The sequence below is a fragment of the Providencia sp. PROV114 genome (genome assembly GCF_032704305.1).
Taxonomy (GTDB): Bacteria; Pseudomonadota; Gammaproteobacteria; order Enterobacterales; family Enterobacteriaceae; genus Providencia; species Providencia rettgeri.
Window position 1 is genome coordinate 652,974 of the sequence record NZ_CP120528.1, and the last position, 20,521, is coordinate 673,494.

A 20,521-nucleotide genomic window follows, 5' to 3' on the forward strand; every position below is an offset into this window, starting at 1 on the left:
ATTTTTTAAATTGCTCACATTGCTGGTGGATTACAGGTCGTAATTGACTTGTAACCAGAACTGACGGCCCGGGTCGTAGGACTTCAATACTCGGTCTTCAAAGACAAAGCGGTCAGCAACATTTTTATTGTTAAGGATATTGTTCACTTCGACTGAGAAGCCAAAACCGTGAGCGAATTCAGGTTTCCAGCCTAGGCGAGTATCCCACGTATATTTACTGGAGAAATGCTGCTTGGTGTACTTACGAACTTGTCCATATTCAGGGTCGACTGCGTAGGCGTTATCGTAGCGAACTGCTTGGTCTCGAGCTCCCCACCATTGTAGGCGGTTGTACCAAGTTAGGTCATAATCATCCCAAACACTGGTCAGTTCTAAGTTAAATTTGAACGGAGAGTTAAAGCTGGTTGAAGGCAATTTTGATGCATCAATAATTTTGCCGTCATACCAAACTTTGTTTAGATTGACTTTATTGGCTGGGTCAAATGAGTTATAACCTGAATCTTTCGGGGTATTACTTTCACTTTGCTGCCATGTAAGTGATGCTGTCATTACATGGGAAGCATCTGCCCACTCCCAAGGTTGGCTGTTATTAACTGAAAGGGTTACGGTGTCGTGTGAGCTACGGCCGCCATTGTCGTACATCCGAATGCTACGTTTATCGGCATCACGAGTGTCATATTTGGTACGAGTTCTGACTTCGTCATACCCTTCACGGTGTACGTATTGTAGACGCCATGTGGTTGAAAGGATTTCTTGTTGCAGAGCAACAGTAAGCTCATCATTATATGGCGTTTTTAGTGAATCGATCCCTTCGTAATCTTTTTGATTATCCCAATTGTTATTCTCTAATATTAGGGAGCAAGGATCCCATTCACTACCATTACAATTTTGCATTCCGCCATTTTGCGCACCGTACAGTGCATAAGTCAGCATGGAGCGGCCATAGTAGCGGTTCGCACCTGCTATAATTTGCGTTTTACCATTACCGAATACATCATAGTTACCGGATAAACGTGGTGCGATATTAGTGCGGTTTACAAAATCATCACGATCAAGACGAATACCTGGTCGTAGCGTTAAATTGCCATACTGGATGTTATCATCCAAGAAAATTGCATAGTTAGTGTAGTCTGCGGAATATGACCCTTTTTTAAATCGGTTAATATTTGTCAGACTACCATTATAATCATCTTTGATTAGATTACCTGAATAGGTGTAGCGGAGATAATCATGATCACGGACATACGTCCCTTTGGTATAGTTTATTTCGGCCCCTAACGTTGGTTGATGAGTTATCCCTAAGCTATCTTCGAGAGAATTAAATCTCATCACTGTTTTTAGACCATGACTTTTCTGTTTCGATTCTAAATCACCAAGGCCACCACTATTACGTTCTGTCATGCCGAGGTAATTCCAATCCTCATCAAACTCAATCGCTCTAACGGTTAGTGAGTATTTTTGGTCGTTGCTACGGTTATCTTTTAAGTCTTGAGTATTAGCAGTGATTTCAAATTGGCCTAAATCCAGCTGATGTTTAAATACAGCGGTAAAACCTAATCCATCATGGGTTGAATCATAACCCGAGTTGCTGACGGACGAAGAAAATAAGCGGCTATCGTAAGAGGCGTAGTTAGCAGATAAATCTAATGAACTTTTATCCGATAAATCCAGTGAATATTTTAAAAAGTAATTATCTGAGGTACGGCGCTGATTTTTTTTACCTGAATCAGAAAAAATAGGTTCGATTTGGTTGTTTTCCAGTACAAATGCTTCGCCACCCGTCACTGTCATCGGGATAGTCGAGCTACGACGTGAGGCCGAGAATACGAGCCCTGAATTTTCACTCACCCCTAATTCAAACCAGCCACCAAAGTCATTTTTATCGTAGCGGTTTTGAAAGCGAGCAGGGTTGGCGGTATCATTTTTTGTGGTATCAATACCTTGTGTGGAGTCATGGAACAAGTTGTTCCAACCGGAGCGAGTTAAGCGGTAATAGGCATGGGCGCTATTTTCCCCTTGCCAGCGACGGCTATTGACTTCAACGGTTCCCCCTGTAAACCCACCAAATTCGACAGGAATGTTATTGTCATACACTGTCATGCTGTCGATCAGACGGCTATCGATGTAGATCCCTTGGTCGCTACTGCTCAGACGGGTCGCTGTTTCACCGAGACCACTGTCTGCGGGGTCAAAATCATTATTAAAACTAACACCATCAAGGCGATAAGCATTTTGATAGCTGCTTGAGCCGTGGATTGAGATGCGGGAAGGCTTGATTTCTCCTTGGTTCATCGAGTTGCTGTCATTGTTAGCAAATTGGACAGCAGGGTTAGTTTTCATTAAATCGGTGATATTGCCATCACCGGTATTTTTCTGGCTAATCTCTTCAGACGTCACATATTGCGGTGCTGACATAACATCTGTTGCGGGGTGATTCTGAACAACGCCAGAGACTTGAGTTTCCGGTAATACCAATGTGCCTTGGCTTAAATTTTGCTGACGAATAACGAAAACACCATTTTCATTGACTAACTCTAAGCCGCTACCGATGAGTATTTTTTGTAATGCGGTTTGTGCGGAGTAGTTACCAGACAAGGCAGGTGCTCGTAAGCCATTTAACTGACCTTTATCATAAATCAATTGAATTTGACCTTGGCGGCTAATTTCAGCCACTGAGGCAGCCAGTGATTGTTCTGGTAATGAAAAATTCATTTCTTGCGCGAAGGCAGTTTGACAAACAATGGCGCTACTCACTGCAATAGCAAGGGCGAGCGGCCTTAATCGGCTTTGAGTAAACTGAATAGACATGGTTATCCCTTATTCTTAAGCTGCACAAAAAGTGTGCGAAAATAGGTCAGCAAAATGATGACTAGTTAAGAAGAGGGTGAAATGAGAATTATCCTCACCTGCAAATGAAAATATTTTTTATTTATTTTTTTTATTTTGAATAATCAATACGTTATTTTTATCTCGATAGACGACTTGTACCGGAAGTAATGAAGGAAGGGCTTGAAAAAACTGTTCTGGCTGATGGGTATTGATGCGACCTGAGATTTTACTCTTCGCTAATTGAGCAGGAGAAAGCTCGATATTTATCGATGAATAGTTTTTAAGTTCGTCGAGGACTTCTGAAAGTGGTTTATCAACAAAAACAAATTCACCAAAACGCCAACGAGCCACATCTAGCGGGTTGATGTGTTGGCGAGCGATTGGGCTGTTCGGCGATTGACTGACTGCACTGTCACCAGCAAGTAGGAAAACGGGTTGTTTGCTTGCGGCATCTTCAAAGCTGACAATGCCTTGGCTGACATTCACAGCAACTTGCTGAGCCACTTTGTTAACTTCAAATTCGGTTCCTACCACTTGAATACGCCGGTTATCAGCTTGAACAATAAAAGGCCGATAAGGGTTGGATTTGACTTTAAAGTAAACATTTCCCTGTTCTAGGTACAGATTACGCACTGGAGTTTCATAGGCGACATGAATACGGGTATTGCGGTTAAGAAACAGCTGAGAACCATCGGGTAATGTGACTTCTTTAGGCGTATCCGTTGCTACTAAGGTCATATTATTGAGTAACATCGCAGGCAAGTGGCTGTAAGGTAAAAACAAAATAGCTGCAATAAAAAATGCCGCTAAAGTGTTGCCCAAAGGGCGCCATAAGCGAAAAAAAGGGCGTTTTTCCTTCGGAAGTATTGTGCTAGCAGGGCGCGGCATATCATCAAAATCGCGCCATAGCTCAGCAATGGCATCATACGCTTTTGCATGTTCAGGTGATGCTGCAACCCATTGTTTGAATTGCTCAGTTTCAAGAGCACTAATGCGTTGGCTATGCATGCGGGTAAACCACAGCGCGGCTTCTTCATCAATGCGGCTTTCATCATCTGATGTTTGCAAAGAGTCGTGTGTCATTACGAATTATTGCCCTGATTATCAAGGTGTTTTTTACAGTGAACAAGTGCTGCTGCAATATGTTTTTCCACCATACTGATTGAAATTTCCATTCGCTCAGCAATCTCGCTTTGAGATAAGCCATCAAAACGATACAGCAAAAATGCTTCTCGTCGACGGGGGGGTAACGTTTCAAGTGCTTCGCTCAGCCGTTGGATCCGTTGCTGATGTTCCAAGATTTCACTGGGATCAGCTTGGCTCTGTTCAAAATGTGGCTCATGAGTAACGTCATCAATGGATGTCTCTGATTTAGTTTGGCGTTGGTTTCGTCGCCAATGGTCAATCAAAACATGATTCGCAATTTTAAACAGATAAGCGCGGCTCTCTTTTACAGGCGTTTGTTCTTTACGGTTTAGCCATAGTGTAAACACATCCTGTGATAAATCATCAGCATCGTTGCTGTTATCTAGCCGATTGCGGAAAAAGCGCACAAGTTGGCTATATGTTGACTGATACGCACCGCTAATTTTACGGGCAAGAGATTTATCAATAGTCATTTTACTGGTGTTAATGTCATAAAAGAGCACAGTTGTGCTGATTAATAATCTGCTCAGATTACTTTATTATTTAAATCAATAATTTATTTTAATAATTGTGTTTTTACTAATAATAATGAATATCATTTTTGTTTGTATTATGCCTATAATCTGCAAAAAATAAAGTCGTGAGGCAGAATATGAGCAGTATGACGGGTCAGTTAGAGCGCCCGATTTTCCGTCCACTAGGCGGTTTGGTTTTAAGTTGTCTTTTCCATGGAACACTGGCAATCATTTTTATTGGATGGTTTACCTCTTCAATTCCTAAGACCGGGGTATTACCACCAGCAATCTCGTTGCAGCTGGGTGTTTATCAGCTTGAACAGCAGGCTGAGCCTGAAATCAATCATGCCCCTAAACAACAAATGACGACACGTGAGGAATCATTACCTGAAGTCGTTGAAAAGGTGGATAAATTACCTGAAACTGCGATTGTAGATAATGGCACATTGACGAAAGTCAGTGAGAAAAAACGACCACCGAAAAAGAAAATTCCACAAGAGAAAAAAGTCATCGACGAAGCACCTGTTACCACCCAGGAGTCGACGGTCACTTCCGCCCCTGCATCAGGGAGCGAATCCAGTAGCAGTGCGAATTTTTCCAGTAATGCGTCTGCGGCAGTGAGTGGGCACCAAGGTTGGCAAAGTGAGGTTCATCAGCGGATAGCTAAAACCAAACGCTATCCGCGTGCTGCACTGCGTTACCGCTCAACAGGGGTTTCTCATATAAAAGTAGTTTTGGATAGTCGGGGCCAAGTGATTGCCGCCAGTTTATTGAATTCATCCGGTACGAAAATATTGGATAAAGAAGCGTTGGCGACAATTTCACGTGCTGCGCCTTTTCCTACCCCGCCAGAAACATTGCTAGTCGATGGTCGGGTCGAGTTTATTGCGCCAATCGTGTTCGACACAACTTCTATTTAAATTTAACTCAATAGCCCTTTTTAGGGCTATTTATCAGATGAATTTGGCTTATTTTTTGAGGTAGGCCGTTTAGGGCGATAAGGTCGAGGTTCTTTCTTTCGTTTCAAACGTGCTGGTTTAGTAGCTGGCGTTCCTTTGTTCTCTTGCTTGCCATCTTCATTACTGTTGTCATCTCCATTATCATCTTGATTTTCCTCTGTATTAATGACTAACGGAGGGGCTTGTTTGTGACCTTTCTTTTTCTTTAAACGCAGTAATGTATTTGCTAAAACGAAACCAATACACAAGGAGAGTAGAATAAAAATTCGTAATACATTGGTACTGTTATCTGCTTGTTGAATTTCGGCTGAAAGGAGCTCTGTATCAATCGTCAAGCGTAAATAGCCTTTTGGCTCTTTTGTTCCTTGAATGGGAACAACAAGCTGGTATTGAAAGTTTTGTAGTGATGAGCTGTCATCTATCGCGAGACGTTCTTTTACCGTGGTAGGTTCACCAACTTGAGTGACCAATGTGCCGCTAGCGGTATAGATACTGGCATCTAAAATATACCTATCTTTCACCACGTTATTTAAATTGGCATTAATGCGCTCTAAGTTAAAATCTTTACTGCCTGGAACAATATAATCAGATAAGCTGAAGGCGACTTGTTCAGCAAGAACATAGGTCAATTGTTTAAATTGCTCAATTCTGCCTTGGTTTTGGCTATTTCCTAAATAAGAAATACCATGCATAAGTAAAGTTACCAACGCAACGCAGATAACGATAATGACTGTTTTGTGGAGCCTAAAGGTAAGTTTCATTGCTTTATTGGTGCTCTCGACTTATTTTGAGTATAAAGATGCCGTTATACTTTAGCGAATATGGGGTTATCTTCAGTTTTAACAGTAAATACATAAGGTCACAAAGCCTTAAAATTTAGTATAGTGGCTTCGTTCGGCTGCTCGCAACTTATCATTATAAAAAAGTTTTTTCGATTACAGGAGCTAATTTTCATGTCAACGAGTTTGACCTATTGTTATCTACCCGACGAAATCCAAAAATGGCCGGGGTTGCCATTGTCGTTAAGTGGTGAAGAAGTGATGCCATTGGATTATCGTGCAGGTGACAGTGGGTGGTTACTATATGGCCGTGGCTTAGATAAAGCGCGGATCAGTAATTTCCAACAGCGATTAGGGATCGCTATCGTAATTGTCTCCTCGTGGCGTATTGATGACTACCAAGTGGTCAGAATTGCCGGGAGTATTACACCGCGAATTAAAAAACTCGCTGACGAATGTTTATTAGATGTGGTGCCATTAGGGCAAATACCACGTTTGCGTTCACCGGGCCTATTACTGATGGATATGGACTCGACAGCCATTCAGATTGAATGTATCGATGAAATTGCTCGCTTAGCAGGGGTGGGAGAGCAGGTTGCAGAAGTGACCGAGCGAGCCATGTTAGGGGAGCTCGATTTTACGGAAAGTTTACGAGCAAGAGTTAGCTTACTTGAAGGCGCTGATGCCGCTATTCTTGATCAAGTGATGGAAACATTGCCTTTAATGCCAGGCTTAACGAATCTCGTACGTAAGTTACAAGCAATGAATTGGCACATTGCGATAGCATCCGGTGGTTTTACTTTCTTTGCTAATAACTTGCAACAGCGATTGAAACTTGTGGCGGCGGTTGCTAATCAACTTGAAGTCAAAAATGGCAAGTTAACGGGCAAAGTTAAAGGCCCAATTGTAGATGCGAAATATAAAGCGCAAACCTTGGTTAAATTGGCTGAAAAACTGGAAATTCCCATTGAACAAACGGTGGCGATCGGTGATGGGGCAAATGACCTGAAGATGATCCGTAAAGCGGGGCTGGGTATTGCGTATCATGCGAAACCAAAGGTGTACGCAAGGGCGAAGGTCGCTATTCGTCATGCAGATCTGATGGGGGTGATGTGTGTGTTGAGCGGGGGCCTCAAACACGAAGAACGCTAAATATTCTTTATATTTCGTGCTGTGGCGGTGTTGGCTGCACTCGGCTGCTTGGGTCACATACTTGTGTATGCTCCCCAAGACATCCTCTTTTGCCGCCTAGCCACAACCCGAACTATTTTGAATATTGATATCGATATTTTATGGTTTGTGCTGTGGCAGTGTTGGCTGCACTTAATCACCCTAGTCACATACTGATGTATGCTCCTAGGGATAACTAAGCTTGCCGCCTACCTACAATATCGAACTATTTAGCGTATAGGGTTGAAATGTTATAAAAATAAGAAATAAGAACAAAATTGAATTTTAAGAGGAGTTTGCTGTGGCAAAAGGGGTTAAAAGGGCGTTTGTCTGTAATGATTGCGGGGCAGATTATCCGCGTTGGCAAGGGCAATGTAGTGCGTGCCATGCATGGAATACCATTACGGAAGTGCGTCTGGCCTCAACAAGCTCTTCATCGCGTACTGACCGCTTAACGGGCTATGCAGGAAATGCGGCTGGGGTCAGTAAGGTTCAGAAATTATCTGAAATCAGCCTCGAAGAACTGCCTCGTTTTACTACAGGATTTAAAGAGTTTGACCGCGTGCTCGGTGGCGGAGTCGTACCTGGGAGTGCCATCCTCATTGGAGGGAACCCCGGAGCGGGTAAAAGTACCTTATTGTTGCAAACCATGTGTTTGTTGTCCCGTGAAATGAAAACTCTGTATGTCACAGGAGAAGAGTCTCTTCAACAAGTGGCGATGCGAGCGCACCGCTTAGGGCTACCGACCGACTCACTCAATATGCTGTCAGAAACCAGTATTGAGCAAATTTGCTTAACTGCGGAGCAAGAGCAGCCCAAATTGATGGTGATTGACTCTATCCAAGTGATGCATATGGCGGATATCCAATCTTCCCCGGGCAGTGTGGCACAAGTTAGGGAAACCGCGGCTTATCTTACCCGTTTTGCGAAAACCCGTGGTGTGGCCATCATTATGGTCGGTCACGTCACCAAAGATGGCTCATTGGCAGGCCCTAAAGTCCTCGAACACTGTATTGATTGCTCTATTATGCTAGATGGCGATGCGGATAACCGCTTCCGTACTTTGCGTAGTCATAAGAACCGTTTCGGAGCAGTCAATGAATTAGGTGTGTTTGCCATGACAGAACAAGGGCTTAAAGAAGTCAGTAACCCCTCAGCAATCTTCTTAAGCCGTGGTGATGAAATCACATCAGGTAGTTCGGTAATGGTAGTTTGGGAGGGGACAAGACCGCTGCTGGTGGAAATCCAAGCGCTTGTCGACCATTCTATGATGTCGAATCCACGGCGTGTTGCGGTCGGGCTTGAACAAAACCGTTTAGCCATTTTATTGGCCGTATTACACCGCCACGGTGGTTTGCAAATGTCAGACCAAGACGTTTTTGTTAACGTCGTGGGGGGCGTTAAAGTCACCGAAACCAGTGCTGACTTAGCACTATTGCTGTCCCTTGTTTCTAGTTTTCGTGATCGTCCGTTACCTAGAGACCTTGTGGTATTTGGTGAAGTTGGGCTGGCAGGGGAAATTCGTCCAGTTCCAAGTGGGCAAGAACGTATCTCTGAAGCAGCAAAACATGGTTTTAAACGCGCTATTGTCCCTCATGCGAATATGCCCAAAAAATCACCTCCGGACATGAAAGTGTATGGCGTGAAGAAATTAGCAGACGCATTAAGTATTTTGGATGAATTATAAGCTTTTAATTTAGGGTAAAAGGAAAATACATGGCTGAATTTGACTATCTTAAAAACGCAATTAAACGGGCGGGTTACACGCTCCAGCAAGTTGCGGATGCGACAGATATGACCAAAGGCTATCTCAGCCAGTTGATTAACGACAAAATTAAAAGCCCTAGCGCACAAAAAATTGCGGCTCTTCATCGCTTTTTAGGTCTTGAATACCCCAATCAGCAAAAAACGATTGGGGTAGTGTTCGGCAAATTTTATCCATTACATACTGGGCATATTTATTTGATTCAACGGGCGTGTAGCCAAGTGGATGAGCTTCATGTCATTCTCTGCCACGATGAACCCCGTGATAAGGACTTGTTTATTAACAGTTCTATGTCTCAACAGCCCACAGTAAGCGACCGTTTACGGTGGTTATTACAAACCTTTAAATATCAAAAAAATATTCATATTCACTCATTTGATGAAAATGGCATAGAGCCGTATCCACACGGTTGGGAAGTGTGGAGTGATGGAATGAAAGGCTTTTTGAAAAAGCATAATATTAACCCAAGTTTTATTTATTCAGGGGAAGCGAATGACGCTCCGCGCTATAAAAAATATTTAGGTATCGAAACCATTTTGATTGACCCTGAACGTACGTTTATGAATATTAGCGGTAACCAAATTCGTCAGGCGCCGTTTCGTTATTGGGAATATATCCCAACGGAAGTTAAACCCTTCTTTGTGCGTAAAGTGGCGATTTTAGGCGGTGAATCGAGTGGTAAGTCTACGTTAGTCAATAAGTTAGCGAATATTTTCAATACATCCAGCGCATGGGAATATGGCCGTGACTATGTGTTTAGCCACTTAGGTGGTGATGAGATGGCATTGCAATATTCTGACTACGACAAAATCGCCTTAGGACACGCTCAATATATTGATTTTGCAGTAAAATATGCTAATAAAGTCGCATTTATTGATACCGACTTTGTCACGACTCAAGCCTTTTGTTTGCGCTATGAAGGCAAAGAGCATCCATTTGTTCAGGCATTGATAGACGAATACCGATTCGATTTAGTCATAGTTTTAGAGAATAACACTCCTTGGGTAGCTGATGGTTTAAGAAGCTTGGGGAGTGATAAAGACCGGAAAGCGTTCCAAGGCTTACTCATTGAAATGCTGAAGAAAAACAATATTGAATTTGTGCGTGTAGAATCCTCAGATTATGACACACGCTTCTTAGAGTGTGTTACCCTTGTTCAGCAGTTACTGATGTTGGATGACTTATAAATAAAGTCACCCAATAAAAAACGGCATCGAATGATGCCGTTTTTTATTCTATCTATATGATATCGATCCCTTAAATAATTTGAATTATAGGTAGGCGGCAAGAGAGTGAGTCCCTAGGAGCACACACCAGTATGTGACTAGGGCTCACGAGCGCAGCCAACACCGCTATAATTCTAAATTATGACAGGGATTATTTGGTCATACGCTTATACTTCATACGATGTGGCTGCAACGCTTCCGCGCCTAACGTCCGTTTTTTGTAATCTTCATATTCAGAGAAGTTACCTTCGAAGAACGTAATATTACCTTCGTCTTGGTAATCAATAATATGGGTTGCAATACGGTCAAGGAACCAACGGTCATGGGAAATAACCATGGCACAGCCTGGGAACTCTAACAGGGCGTTTTCCAGGGCACGTAAAGTTTCAACATCGAGGTCGTTGGTTGGTTCATCGAGTAACAGGACGTTACCGCCCACTTGCAGTAATTTAGCTAAGTGTAAACGGCCGCGTTCACCACCTGATAACTCACCAACACGTTTACCTTGGTCCACGCCTTTAAAGTTAAAACGACCCACATAGGCACGGCTTGGAATTTCAAAGTTACCAATACGCATGATATCTTGGCCGTTAGAAATTTCTTCCCAGACAGTTTTGCTGTCATCCATCGCATCACGGAACTGGTCAACAGAGGCAATTTTTACGGTATCACCTAACGTGATTGAGCCGGAATCCGGTTGCTCTTGGCCTGAAATCATACGGAACAGGGTGGATTTACCCGCACCGTTAGGGCCGATAATCCCGACTATTGCCCCTTTCGGGATTGAGAAATTCAGGTTATCAATCAGAACGCGGTCACCATAAGATTTACTTAGGTTTTCAACCTCGATAACTTTATCCCCTAAACGCGGTCCAGGTGGAATAAACAGTTCGCTAGTTTCGTTACGTTTTTGATATTCAACGCTATTGAGTTCTTCAAAGCGAGCCAAACGCGCTTTACCTTTAGCTTGACGGCCTTTTGGATTTTGGCGGATCCACTCAAGTTCTTTTTCGATAGACTTACGGCGAGCGGCTTCTGTAGAGGCTTCTTGCGCCAAACGCTCATCTTTTTGCTCAAGCCAAGAAGAGTAGTTACCTTCCCAAGGAATACCTTCACCACGGTCAAGTTCGAGGATCCAACCCGCAACGTTATCTAAGAAGTAACGGTCATGCGTGATAGCCACAACAGTCCCTTCGTAATCGTGTAAGAAACGCTCTAACCAAGCAACAGACTCAGCATCTAAGTGGTTGGTTGGCTCATCGAGCAGTAGCATATCGGGTTTTTCGAGTAGTAAGCGGCAAATTGCCACACGACGGCGTTCACCCCCAGAGAGGTTTTCGATTTTAGCATCCCAAGCGGGTAGGCGCAGTGCATCCGCCGCACGCTCTAATTGGTTATCTAAATTATGGCCATCTTGTGCGGAAATAATCGCTTCTAACTCGCCTTGCTCTTTCGCGAGTTTATCGAAATCTGCACCTTCTTCCGCGTAAGCTGCATAAACTTCATCTAAACGAGTTAATGCATTTTTGACTTCGCTAACCGCTTCTTCAACGGCTTCACGGACAGTATGTTCAAGATTTAACTTAGGTTCTTGCGGAAGATAGCCGATTTTCAAACCAGGTTGTGGACGTGCTTCGCCTTCGATATCGGTATCAATACCTGCCATAATACGCAGTAATGTTGATTTACCTGCACCATTAAGACCTAAAACACCGATCTTAGCCCCCGGAAAGAAGCTCAGAGAGATATTTTTTAAAATATGACGTTTCGGTGGAACAATTTTTCCAACCCGATACATACTATAAACGTATTGAGCCAATTTATTTACCTTTTGATTTATAAAGGGAATTTTAATTTTCTGTTTCTATGCAGTAGGAATACATGACCTACTGCGATTGGATAAACAACAATAAATATTTTGGTATGAACTATACCTGATTGCGTATGTGATGGTCTAGGCTATCTGCGTTAACTCGAGAGTAAAAACCTAATAAATATAAAGTAAAAGACTGTAAAGTCGAAAAATTCAAGAACTCTCCGCTGTTACTAAATAAAAACTTTCGGTAGCATTCATAGTATTGATATATGTTTAATATACCCGTAATCCTTCAAGTTGCAGCGCTTTTCGTTGAGGTGTAAGTGACAGCACTAGGCTAGCCGAGTTACATAGTTTATCTATGCTCCCCCGTCTATCTTCGCTTGTCGCCTACCTGCAACTCGAATTATTTGGGGTATATATAGGTTAAGGTTTTCCTGTATTTTGACTTTAGTTTAGCGATGGAGCGAGTGAATATGAAAGGTTGGTTATCGGCAGTACCTGTAACAATGTTGCTGGTTTCCAGCACAGTATGGGCGGATTCCTTACAGGCACAGCGGGAGCGTTATCAAGCAATTAAGGTTGCATGGGATGCCAATAAAATGGATGAAGTCGAGCGCTTGCTGCCGACCTTGCATGATTATCCACTTTACCCTTATCTCGCTTATCGTGAGCTAACTCAAGACTTAGATATTGTATCACCTCGCCAAGTTCAGGAGTTTATTAATACTTACCCGACGCTACCCGTTGCTAAAAACTTAAAAACTCGATTTGTGAATGAGTTAGCCCGTCGTCAAGAGTGGAAATCATTGCTGGAGTTTAGCCCTGAAGCCCCAAAACCTGCAGAAGCACAATGTAATTTTTATTTTGCTAATTGGGCAGTGGGAAATAAACAAGTTGCATGGCAAGGGGCAGAAAAAGCCTGGTTAAATGGCCGTTCAATGCCGAGTGCTTGTGATAAGTTATTTAATGAATGGGAAAAAGCGGGTTATTTAACCCCTGAAATGACTCTTGAGCGCATTAATTTAGCCATAAAAGAGGGTAATACTTCGATTGCGAGTTATTTAGCTAAACGTTTACCAGCAAGTTATAAAACGATTGGTGATGCGTTAGTGAAATTACAAAATGACCCAGCCTCAGTTGTGACATTCGCCAAAACGATGACGCCAACGGATTTTACTCGCCAAGCCACCATCGCGGCTTTTAGTCGTTATGCACGTCAATCCCCTGATGCGGCTCGTATGGTACTTAATAGCATAAGTTCTGCACAAAAAATGAACATGGCAGAAAAGCAATTACTTAAAGACAGTATTGCTTGGCAATATATGGGAGATGTGACCCCTGAACAGGCTCAATGGCGTGATGAGACCATTCAAGAAAGCAATTCATCTTCATTGAGAGAGCGTCGTGTTCGTTTGGCATTAGGGGCTGGCGATAAGAAAGGTGTCGCTTCATGGTTAAATCGCTTGCCAGCGGAAGTGAAAAATAAAGAAGAGTGGCAATATTGGCAGGCCATCACGTTAATTGATGCAGGTAAAAAAGCAGAAGGTGAGACGTTACTTCGCCAATTAACTGAAAAACGCGGTTTCTACCCAATGGTTGCAGCACAAGTTTTAGAAGTAGATTACCCTGTATACGTTAAAACGGCTGTTAAACCAGACTCAAGCGTCAGTCAACTCCCAGAAGTTCAGCGAGTTAGAGAGTTAATGTATTGGGAGCTAGACAACCTTGCTCGTTCTGAATGGGTGAGTTTAGTGGCATCGCTACCTGCCAACCAGCAAGAGCAATTAGCGCGTTATGCGTTTGATAATAAGTGGGCGGATCTCAGCGTGCAGGCGACTATCACTGCTAAACTTTGGGATCACCTAGAAGAACGTTTCCCATTAGCGTGGGATAAAGAATTCAATTTATATACCAAATCGAAAGATATTCAAAAGAGCTATGCAATGGCAATCGCTCGCCAAGAAAGTGCGTGGAATCCACAAGCTCGCTCACCTGTCGGAGCGACAGGTTTGATGCAATTGATGCCAGCAACAGCAAAACATACCGCGCAAAAACAAGGTATTAACTACGTAAATGCTAGTCAATTAACTAATCCTACGACCAATATTGAGCTGGGAACAGCATATTTGGAAGATGTTTATCAGCAGTTTGGTAATAACCGCATTTTAGCCAGTGCGGCTTATAATGCAGGCCCATCTCGTGTGACTCGTTGGTTAGGTAATAGTGGTGGGCGTATTGATGCGGTCGCCTTTGTGGAAAGTATTCCGTTCTCAGAAACTCGCGGCTATGTGAAAAACGTGTTGTCATATGACTTATTCTATCGGCACTTTATGGGGCAGAAAAATAGTAAGGTGTTGCTTTCTAATGAGTGGAATATGAAATACTAATTCGCGTCATCCTTCGCACTGTAGCGGTGTTGGCTGCACTCGCTAGCCCTAGTCACATACTTATGTATGCTCCTAGGGCCTAGCTCTTTTGCCGCCTTGCTACAGCACGAATGCTTTAGCGTGTTGGTGGGTATGGGAAATGTTTATTTCTAACTTTCCACATCGGTCGATTAGATATTATTCAAACTATCTAAAGCGTTATTAGCTAACTAAATGAAATTTGGTTATTTTTTGTATTATTGAAGCTTGAAAAGCGTTTGGTTGATGATTTCTAATAAGAGTGTGTTATTATTTGTACTAGTTAAATAGTATGGGTGGATAAACGATGACAGCAAATCAACACCAAGATCCGGCTCTAACAGCCGATGAGAACGCTGACTGGCTGCGCTTTGTGAATTTATTACAATTGGCATTTGAACAAGATATTCATCTGCCAGTTCTTCAGTTATTACTCACGCCAGATGAGCGTACAGCGTTAGCGACTCGCGTTAAAATTGTGCAAGAACTGATGCGCGGCGAAATGAGCCAAAGAGAACTGAAAAATGAGCTAGGCGTGGGAATTGCGACTATTACGCGCGGGTCAAATAGTTTGAAGTCAGCGCCTATTCCTGTGAAGGAGTGGTTGGAGCAACAACTCCTCTAAAATATTCGTCATACTTCGTACTGTGACGTTGTTGACTGCTCTCAGCTACTCGGGTCACATACTTATGTATGCTCCCCGAGCTATCCTCGTTGGTCGCCTAGTCACAGCACGAATTATTTAGAATATAAATACGCGTCATATTTTGCACTGTCACGGTGTTGGCTTCATGAGGGAGCCTTAGTCACATACTTGTGTATGCTCCTAGGGCTTAGCGCCACTTGCCGCCTACCTACAATTCGAACTATTTAGTGTATTGGTATTGGTCATATTTCAAATAAATAGGCACAAAAAAAGTATGGTTTCCCATACTTTAGTGTGAAAAGAGTGGTGTTTAATCGCACATGCAATTTTAATTATTTTAAGTATAATTAATCTTCTACTTGGTTTAGCTCTTTATAAATTTCATGCTTAATGGGAACCAAGGCCAATATCAAGGCTTGTTGGTAAACACTGGTGCGAGTTAATACCCCGTCAGTGAAAAAACCAATGGCACCACCTTGTTGTTTGATATTATCGATGCCTGTTAAAAAGGCCATTTCATCACCGAGTTCACGGCCTTCACGAATACCCGCCAGAATTTTTTCTGGGATCATAATACTGGCAGAGCGAGACTCACCGCGTATTTGCTTATGCTCAATCACTATCCAAGCAAATGTCATATCGTCTTCGATACCCGCTTCAATACCAACCCAAAAATCCGCTTCAGGGCGAACTTGCCGAGAGGCCATGACGCGCTGTCTAGCCCCAGTACGGGTTTCATTATTACCGATAGGTTGCTGTGGAACGCTGCTATCGACATTAATATCTTCAATTTGATAACTGCCAGCCCCAAAAACAGCATCGAAAGCAAGATGGATCGCTTTAATTTTGGCAGGATTAGTCGTTGCAGCTATAACTTGGTACATTAATTATTTTCCTTTGAACACATACTTCGAAAAGTAATAACGGAACACATCTATGTTACAGGTTTATCTTGTTCGCCATGGCGAAACTGAATGGAATTTAGCTCGTCGCATCCAGGGACAATCCGATAGCCCTCTGACCGCCACTGGACGACTGCAAGCAAGGCAGGTGGCTGAGAGGATAAAGTCAGAAGGCATTACCCATATTATCACTAGTGATATGGGACGCACACTGGAAACTGCACAAATAATTGCAAGTGTATGCGGGTGTGAAATTACCACAGAACCGCGTCTACGTGAACTAAATATGGGCGTTCTTGAGCAAAGAGCAATAGAGTCGTTAACGCCAGAGGAAGAACAGTGGCGTAAAAGCTTAATTGATGGCACACGTGGAGGACGAATTCCAGAGGGTGAATCGATGGAGGAGCTGTATACACGCATGTTTGCAGCACTAAATAGTTGTTTAGATTTGCCTGAAGGGAGTCGCCCACTGATTGTTAGTCACGGCATTGCGTTAAGTACGTTAATTAGCCGTATTATGGGGGTTCCTGCCTATTCAGAACGCCGCTTACGTTTACGTAATTGTTCACTATCTCGTGTTGATTACCAAAACAGCCCATGGTTGGCGAATGGTTGGATAGTTGAAACAGCTGGTGAGGTGACACACTTGTCGCAGCCTGCTCTCGATGAACAGCAAGGTTAACGATTTAGAAAAAGGAGTTTCAACAAACTGAAACTCCTCTACTTTAAGGTGTTGCGGTCGAACCTGTTTTGATTGGGACATAATAATCAAAGGTATCGATATGTGTTTTTGGGTCATCATTTTCTGGGGTGATATGACGTAAATCGATATTTTTTAATCGATAATGTTCGATGTCATAACCAGGACGACGCGTTAAATTCAGCTTAGGCAGATATACACCATAAATTTGGTATAAAAACTCTTGTAATGCATCTCGAGTTGGTGTGCCGTTGAACGAAAATTTAACATAATGACCACTTGGCAACGTTAAACTTGTGTATTGGTCAGTGTTAAAACTTGCATCTTCGGGTCTTACCGCAGTGGTATAAAACACCGTTTGTTCATCTTCTTTTTCTGGATTATGAATGGCATGGTGCAAGCCAAAAACTTCTGACGCAATTGTCGTCGTATTATCCAAATAGTAGTGCCAAAATGTCTGGCGCATTTGCGAACAGGCCGTTGACCACTCTTCTAACGCATAAGAACAACTTTGTTCCAAGCCAACCAGCTCTTGCGCTGGCATTTGCAAGAATTCATGTTCAATATTCGTGTGATTATCTAAAATAATCGGTGGGCAAATTCCTGCTGCACACCATTCTTCACTTCGGCGGTAAAAAGCAGGGGTTAGGTTAAATTGCTTTTTAAAGGCTCGAGTAAAAGTTTGTTGCGAATCAAAACGATACTGTAACGCAATATCAAGAATTGGTCGGCTTGTTAGCCGCAATGCCACAGCTGCACGAGAAAGCCTTCTGGCTCGAATATAAGCACCAATCGCTTGGTCAGTCACCTCTTTGAACATTCGTTGTAAATGCCATTTAGAGTAGCCAGCTTTTGCTGCAACATTATCCAGTGAGAGTGGTTTGTCTAGGTTGTCATCTATCCAGCGAAGCAAGTCGCGAATAATATTAGTTTGATCCATGTATATCCCCAGCCAATGCGACTTATAGAACAGATATAATCTATCAATGAATTGCTATTCTATATCAAGTTATCTTTTTCGTTTATAGTAAATGAGTTGTATTTGATAATTAGTTAAGAAAGTGAATAATAAGTCTCGTTTTACTACGAAGTTTTACCGATTTTTAGTTGAATAGGGAATTCAGTATGCGTCGTTCCAGATTAAAAAATATCGTACTTGCAGCATTATTATCAGTGTTGCCGGGCATCACATTTGCTGAAGAAATTGGTTCAGTCGATACTGTTTTTAAAATTTTCGGCCCTGACCATAAAATTGTCGTTGAAGCATTTGATGACCCCGATGTTGAGAATGTGACTTGTTATTTAAGCCGTTCAAAAACAGGGGGAATCAAAGGTGGCTTAGGTTTAGCAGAAGATACTTCTGATGCTGCAATTTCATGCCAGCAAGTTGGGCCGATTGAGTTAAATGACCGTGTCAAACGCAAACCAACGAAAGGGCAGGTTGTTTTTCAAAAACGAACATCTTTAGTTTTCAAGAAATTGCAAGTTGTACGCTTTTATGATCCTAAGCGTAATGCATTAATTTATTTGACTTATTCAGATAAGATGATCGATGGTTCTCCAAAGAATGCGCTGAGCGCAGTACCGATTATGCCTTGGTGATCACAAAATAGTTGAGCCGCTATACTCGCAATAAAAATCACTCGCAAATAAAAAATCCGTTGCCAGAAAGACAACGGATTTCGATAACCAGTAAATAATTAGCTTTCTAATTATTCGTCTAAATCACCACAGAAACGATAGCCTTCACCGTGGATAGTAGCGATAATTTCTGGTGTGTCAGGTGTCGATTCAAAATGTTTACGAATACGACGGATCGTTACGTCAACAGTTCTGTCGTGTGGTTTTAATTCACGGCCAGTCATTTTTTTCAGCAGGTCTGCACGAGTCTGAATTTTTCCTGGGTTTTCACAGAAATGCAGCATCGCACGGAATTCACTACGGGGTAATTTGTAGTGCTCACCGGCAGGGCTGACTAATGAACGGCTGTTGATGTCTAATTCCCAACCATTAAACTTATAGCTTTCCACTAAACGACGCTCTTCCGTACCACCCGCTAAATTCATTGTACGGGACAGTAAATTGCGTGCACGAATAGTCAGTTCGCGTGGGTTAAATGGTTTAGTGATATAGTCATCAGCACCAATTTCAAGGCCAAGGATTTTATCGACTTCGTTATCACGTCCTGTTAGGAACATTAACGCAATGCTTTCTTGTTCACGAAGCTCACGAGCAAGTAATAAACCGTTTTTTCCTGGTAAATTAATATCCATGATGACTAAATTGATGTCGTGCTCAGAGAGAACGTTATTCATCTCTTCGCCATCAGTTGCCTCATGAACCACATAGCCTTCCGCTTCAAAGATGCTTTTAAGCGTATTGCGTGTGACAATTTCATCTTCAACAATCAAAATGTGTGGGGTCTGCATAGTTGCTACCTAAAGTATTAAAATAAAAATACTGAACTCACAAGCCGTTTCCAGTTAGGTGGTTATTGATATTGTTCTCTGGAAAAAACGTTTATGAGTATAAATTTGTTTTGAAATTCAACAGTGACATTATGTTGCCATTTTAGGCAAAAGACTTTAACTGCAAGTCAAAATGTAAGCACTTTCCCAATATTGTACTGTTAACAGCAATATAACAGCTAATACTGCATTTACCACCTAAAAAACTAACTTTTGTTGATACATATCAAAATCAATTGTAGCACGTTAACAAAAATTGTTAGGCAGATAATTATATAAATTAATGCGGTGTTTAGGAATCAGATAGCGTCTAAAAAAGGGGAGTAGTTGATGCATAGGGTATGCTTCGGCTTGGTATCAATGAACATAGTCTTCAATGAGTTAAATATACCATTATAAATAATGTTTAATTTGTGACTTACCTCCAATTTCGAAATGTTATTTTGCTACAGAAAAAGGTGAAAAATTTATCTTGCTAGAGATAACGGGGTGTAAATATTTAGTTTGTGATTTTTTGTTTCATTTAATTAGGAAAAATACTTATTTTATTTTGCTGTGACTATTTTTTAACAATTTCATAGCATTTGTTTGTAATTTAAACGAATGAAAAAATCATAAAATTAAGTATCAATACTGACTTGTGTAATGGTGCCTATGTATTGATGAACATGGGGCAAATGATAAGAAATATAGCTGCTAAATGCATTGATTAAGTGGGTCATTGTTGTTCATATTTTCATTTTGATTTTCTTCACAAGAAATCGCTAAAGGCTATCTGTTTTGCCTATTTAATAGGCAATTTCATTTCTGGCTAGGTAAAAAATTATTTAACTTAAAATTTAAGTTTTTTTGGTTTTTAATACCATCATTGGTGTGATAGGTATCTTTTTGTGAATGTGTTTTTCGCGCTGATAGATAATTTATCAAATAAAAAAAGAGTTTTAAAAGGGATGTTTTGCAAATAAATTTGACAAAATATACCAATTGCTTTAACCGTATAGGGAGAAACTTAAAAGAATCTAAGAGACAGACAGAATCTATGCGTAATATCAGCCTGACTATTATTATTACCACCACCACCGTAACCACAGGAAACGGGGCGGGCTGACGCATCCAAAAAATAAAAATGAAAAAGCCCGCATACTTAACCGATGCGGGCTTTTTTTTGGTGTTAATTCAGGAGAGAAATACC

At 41.8% G+C, this 20,521-nt stretch carries 17 protein-coding genes and 1 other annotated feature; of the genes, 9 read left to right on the plus strand and 8 right to left on the minus strand.

The features are described from left to right. Positions 1-30 precede the first annotated feature (30 nt). The 3 genes from P3L37_RS02775 to P3L37_RS02785 form a co-directional block, all read right to left on the minus strand. Positions 31-2,808 carry a secretin and TonB N-terminal domain-containing protein gene (locus tag P3L37_RS02775; protein WP_109911843.1) on the minus strand — a complete coding sequence of 926 codons (2,778 nt, stop codon included), beginning with the start codon at positions 2,806-2,808 and terminating at the stop codon, positions 31-33. Positions 2,809-2,925: 117 nt separating this feature from the next. Beyond that, on the minus strand, positions 2,926-3,912 hold the full coding sequence (locus P3L37_RS02780; RefSeq protein WP_109911844.1) for a FecR family protein: 987 nt from the start codon (positions 3,910-3,912) through the stop codon (positions 2,926-2,928). Next, positions 3,912-4,448, minus strand: coding sequence for an RNA polymerase sigma factor (locus tag P3L37_RS02785; protein WP_096864546.1), 537 nt, complete (start codon positions 4,446-4,448; stop codon positions 3,912-3,914). Before P3L37_RS02785 ends, P3L37_RS02780 begins: the two co-directional genes overlap by 1 nt. A 179-nt stretch (positions 4,449-4,627) precedes the next feature. Here P3L37_RS02785 and P3L37_RS02790 point away from each other — a divergent pair, with 179 nt between their 5' ends. Then, positions 4,628-5,410: an energy transducer TonB gene (locus P3L37_RS02790; RefSeq protein ID WP_109911845.1), complete on the plus strand. Its 783-nt coding sequence runs from the start codon at positions 4,628-4,630 to the stop codon at positions 5,408-5,410. 26 nt (positions 5,411-5,436) lie between these two features. Here the strand turns inward: P3L37_RS02790 and P3L37_RS02795 are convergent, their stop codons facing one another. After that, a complete protein-coding gene (locus P3L37_RS02795) occupies positions 5,437-6,210 on the minus strand; it encodes an AhpA/YtjB family protein (protein WP_272667458.1) in 774 nt (257 codons plus the stop codon). Between the two features lie 192 nt (positions 6,211-6,402). Here P3L37_RS02795 and serB point away from each other — a divergent pair, with 192 nt between their 5' ends. The 3 genes from serB (at position 6,403) to nadR (ending at position 10,350) form a co-directional block, all read left to right on the plus strand. After that, the gene (gene serB / locus P3L37_RS02800; RefSeq protein ID WP_004914755.1) at positions 6,403-7,380 is read left to right on the plus strand and encodes a phosphoserine phosphatase; all 978 of its coding nucleotides are present in this window, start codon (positions 6,403-6,405) and stop codon (positions 7,378-7,380) included. 319 nt (positions 7,381-7,699) lie between these two features. Next, positions 7,700-9,085 (plus strand): DNA repair protein RadA, encoded by a 1,386-nt coding sequence (gene radA / locus P3L37_RS02805; RefSeq protein WP_004914753.1) that lies wholly within the window; start codon positions 7,700-7,702, stop codon positions 9,083-9,085. Between the two features lie 29 nt (positions 9,086-9,114). Continuing rightward, positions 9,115-10,350, plus strand: a complete 1,236-nt coding sequence (gene nadR / locus P3L37_RS02810) for a multifunctional transcriptional regulator/nicotinamide-nucleotide adenylyltransferase/ribosylnicotinamide kinase NadR (RefSeq protein ID WP_109911846.1) — start codon at positions 9,115-9,117, stop codon at positions 10,348-10,350. Positions 10,351-10,540: 190 nt separating this feature from the next. On the opposite strand, the gene ettA is transcribed toward nadR, so the two are convergent. Then, positions 10,541-12,208, minus strand: coding sequence for an energy-dependent translational throttle protein EttA (ettA, locus tag P3L37_RS02815; RefSeq protein ID WP_004914750.1), 1,668 nt, complete (start codon positions 12,206-12,208; stop codon positions 10,541-10,543). Between the two features lie 473 nt (positions 12,209-12,681). Here ettA and sltY point away from each other — a divergent pair, with 473 nt between their 5' ends. Beyond that, complete coding sequence (gene sltY, locus P3L37_RS02820; protein ID WP_184957478.1) at positions 12,682-14,595, plus strand: murein transglycosylase; 1,914 nt, start codon at positions 12,682-12,684, stop codon at positions 14,593-14,595. Positions 14,596-14,920: 325 nt separating this feature from the next. Then, the gene (gene trpR, locus P3L37_RS02825) at positions 14,921-15,238 is read left to right on the plus strand and encodes a trp operon repressor (RefSeq protein WP_004914745.1); all 318 of its coding nucleotides are present in this window, start codon (positions 14,921-14,923) and stop codon (positions 15,236-15,238) included. 368 nt (positions 15,239-15,606) lie between these two features. On the opposite strand, the gene yjjX is transcribed toward trpR, so the two are convergent. Further along, the gene (gene yjjX, locus P3L37_RS02830; protein ID WP_004914743.1) at positions 15,607-16,143 is read right to left on the minus strand and encodes an inosine/xanthosine triphosphatase; all 537 of its coding nucleotides are present in this window, start codon (positions 16,141-16,143) and stop codon (positions 15,607-15,609) included. Between the two features lie 52 nt (positions 16,144-16,195). Here yjjX and gpmB point away from each other — a divergent pair, with 52 nt between their 5' ends. Further along, a complete protein-coding gene (gene gpmB / locus P3L37_RS02835; RefSeq protein ID WP_102138956.1) occupies positions 16,196-16,843 on the plus strand; it encodes a 2,3-diphosphoglycerate-dependent phosphoglycerate mutase GpmB in 648 nt (215 codons plus the stop codon). A gap of 43 nt (positions 16,844-16,886) precedes the next feature. On the opposite strand, the gene robA is transcribed toward gpmB, so the two are convergent. Next, positions 16,887-17,801 carry an MDR efflux pump AcrAB transcriptional activator RobA gene (gene robA / locus P3L37_RS02840; protein WP_004914738.1) on the minus strand — a complete coding sequence of 305 codons (915 nt, stop codon included), beginning with the start codon at positions 17,799-17,801 and terminating at the stop codon, positions 16,887-16,889. A 185-nt stretch (positions 17,802-17,986) separates the two neighbouring features. Between robA and creA the strand changes: the two genes are divergently transcribed. Further along, the gene (gene creA, locus P3L37_RS02845; RefSeq protein ID WP_004914737.1) at positions 17,987-18,463 is read left to right on the plus strand and encodes a protein CreA; all 477 of its coding nucleotides are present in this window, start codon (positions 17,987-17,989) and stop codon (positions 18,461-18,463) included. 110 nt (positions 18,464-18,573) lie between these two features. Here the strand turns inward: creA and arcA are convergent, their stop codons facing one another. Next, positions 18,574-19,290, minus strand: a complete 717-nt coding sequence (gene arcA, locus P3L37_RS02850) for a two-component system response regulator ArcA (protein WP_004905684.1) — start codon at positions 19,288-19,290, stop codon at positions 18,574-18,576. A gap of 1,078 nt (positions 19,291-20,368) precedes the next feature. Here arcA and thrL point away from each other — a divergent pair. Beyond that, the gene (gene thrL / locus P3L37_RS21380) at positions 20,369-20,437 is read left to right on the plus strand and encodes a thr operon leader peptide (protein ID WP_071548816.1); all 69 of its coding nucleotides are present in this window, start codon (positions 20,369-20,371) and stop codon (positions 20,435-20,437) included. Next, positions 20,376-20,497, plus strand: a sequence feature (Thr leader region). (Overlaps the previous gene by 62 nt.) Positions 20,498-20,521 lie beyond the last annotated feature (24 nt).

What these genes read in the sequence shown, in the direction of transcription:
- serB (WP_004914755.1), top strand. Translation starts at nt 6,403, where the DNA reads ATGTCAACGAGTTTGACCTATTGTTATCTACCCGACGAAATCCAAAAA.
- P3L37_RS02795 (WP_272667458.1), bottom strand. Translation starts at nt 6,210, where the DNA reads ATGAAACTTACCTTTAGGCTCCACAAAACAGTCATTATCGTTATCTGC.
- yjjX (WP_004914743.1), bottom strand. Translation starts at nt 16,143, where the DNA reads ATGTACCAAGTTATAGCTGCAACGACTAATCCTGCCAAAATTAAAGCG.
- gpmB (WP_102138956.1), top strand. Translation starts at nt 16,196, where the DNA reads ATGTTACAGGTTTATCTTGTTCGCCATGGCGAAACTGAATGGAATTTA.
- P3L37_RS02790 (WP_109911845.1), top strand. Translation starts at nt 4,628, where the DNA reads ATGAGCAGTATGACGGGTCAGTTAGAGCGCCCGATTTTCCGTCCACTA.
- trpR (WP_004914745.1), top strand. Translation starts at nt 14,921, where the DNA reads ATGACAGCAAATCAACACCAAGATCCGGCTCTAACAGCCGATGAGAAC.
- P3L37_RS02780 (WP_109911844.1), bottom strand. Translation starts at nt 3,912, where the DNA reads ATGACACACGACTCTTTGCAAACATCAGATGATGAAAGCCGCATTGAT.
- sltY (WP_184957478.1), top strand. Translation starts at nt 12,682, where the DNA reads ATGAAAGGTTGGTTATCGGCAGTACCTGTAACAATGTTGCTGGTTTCC.
- arcA (WP_004905684.1), bottom strand. Translation starts at nt 19,290, where the DNA reads ATGCAGACCCCACACATTTTGATTGTTGAAGATGAAATTGTCACACGC.
- creA (WP_004914737.1), top strand. Translation starts at nt 17,987, where the DNA reads ATGCGTCGTTCCAGATTAAAAAATATCGTACTTGCAGCATTATTATCA.
- robA (WP_004914738.1), bottom strand. Translation starts at nt 17,801, where the DNA reads ATGGATCAAACTAATATTATTCGCGACTTGCTTCGCTGGATAGATGAC.
- P3L37_RS02775 (WP_109911843.1), bottom strand. Translation starts at nt 2,808, where the DNA reads ATGTCTATTCAGTTTACTCAAAGCCGATTAAGGCCGCTCGCCCTTGCT.
- P3L37_RS02785 (WP_096864546.1), bottom strand. Translation starts at nt 4,448, where the DNA reads ATGACTATTGATAAATCTCTTGCCCGTAAAATTAGCGGTGCGTATCAG.
- nadR (WP_109911846.1), top strand. Translation starts at nt 9,115, where the DNA reads ATGGCTGAATTTGACTATCTTAAAAACGCAATTAAACGGGCGGGTTAC.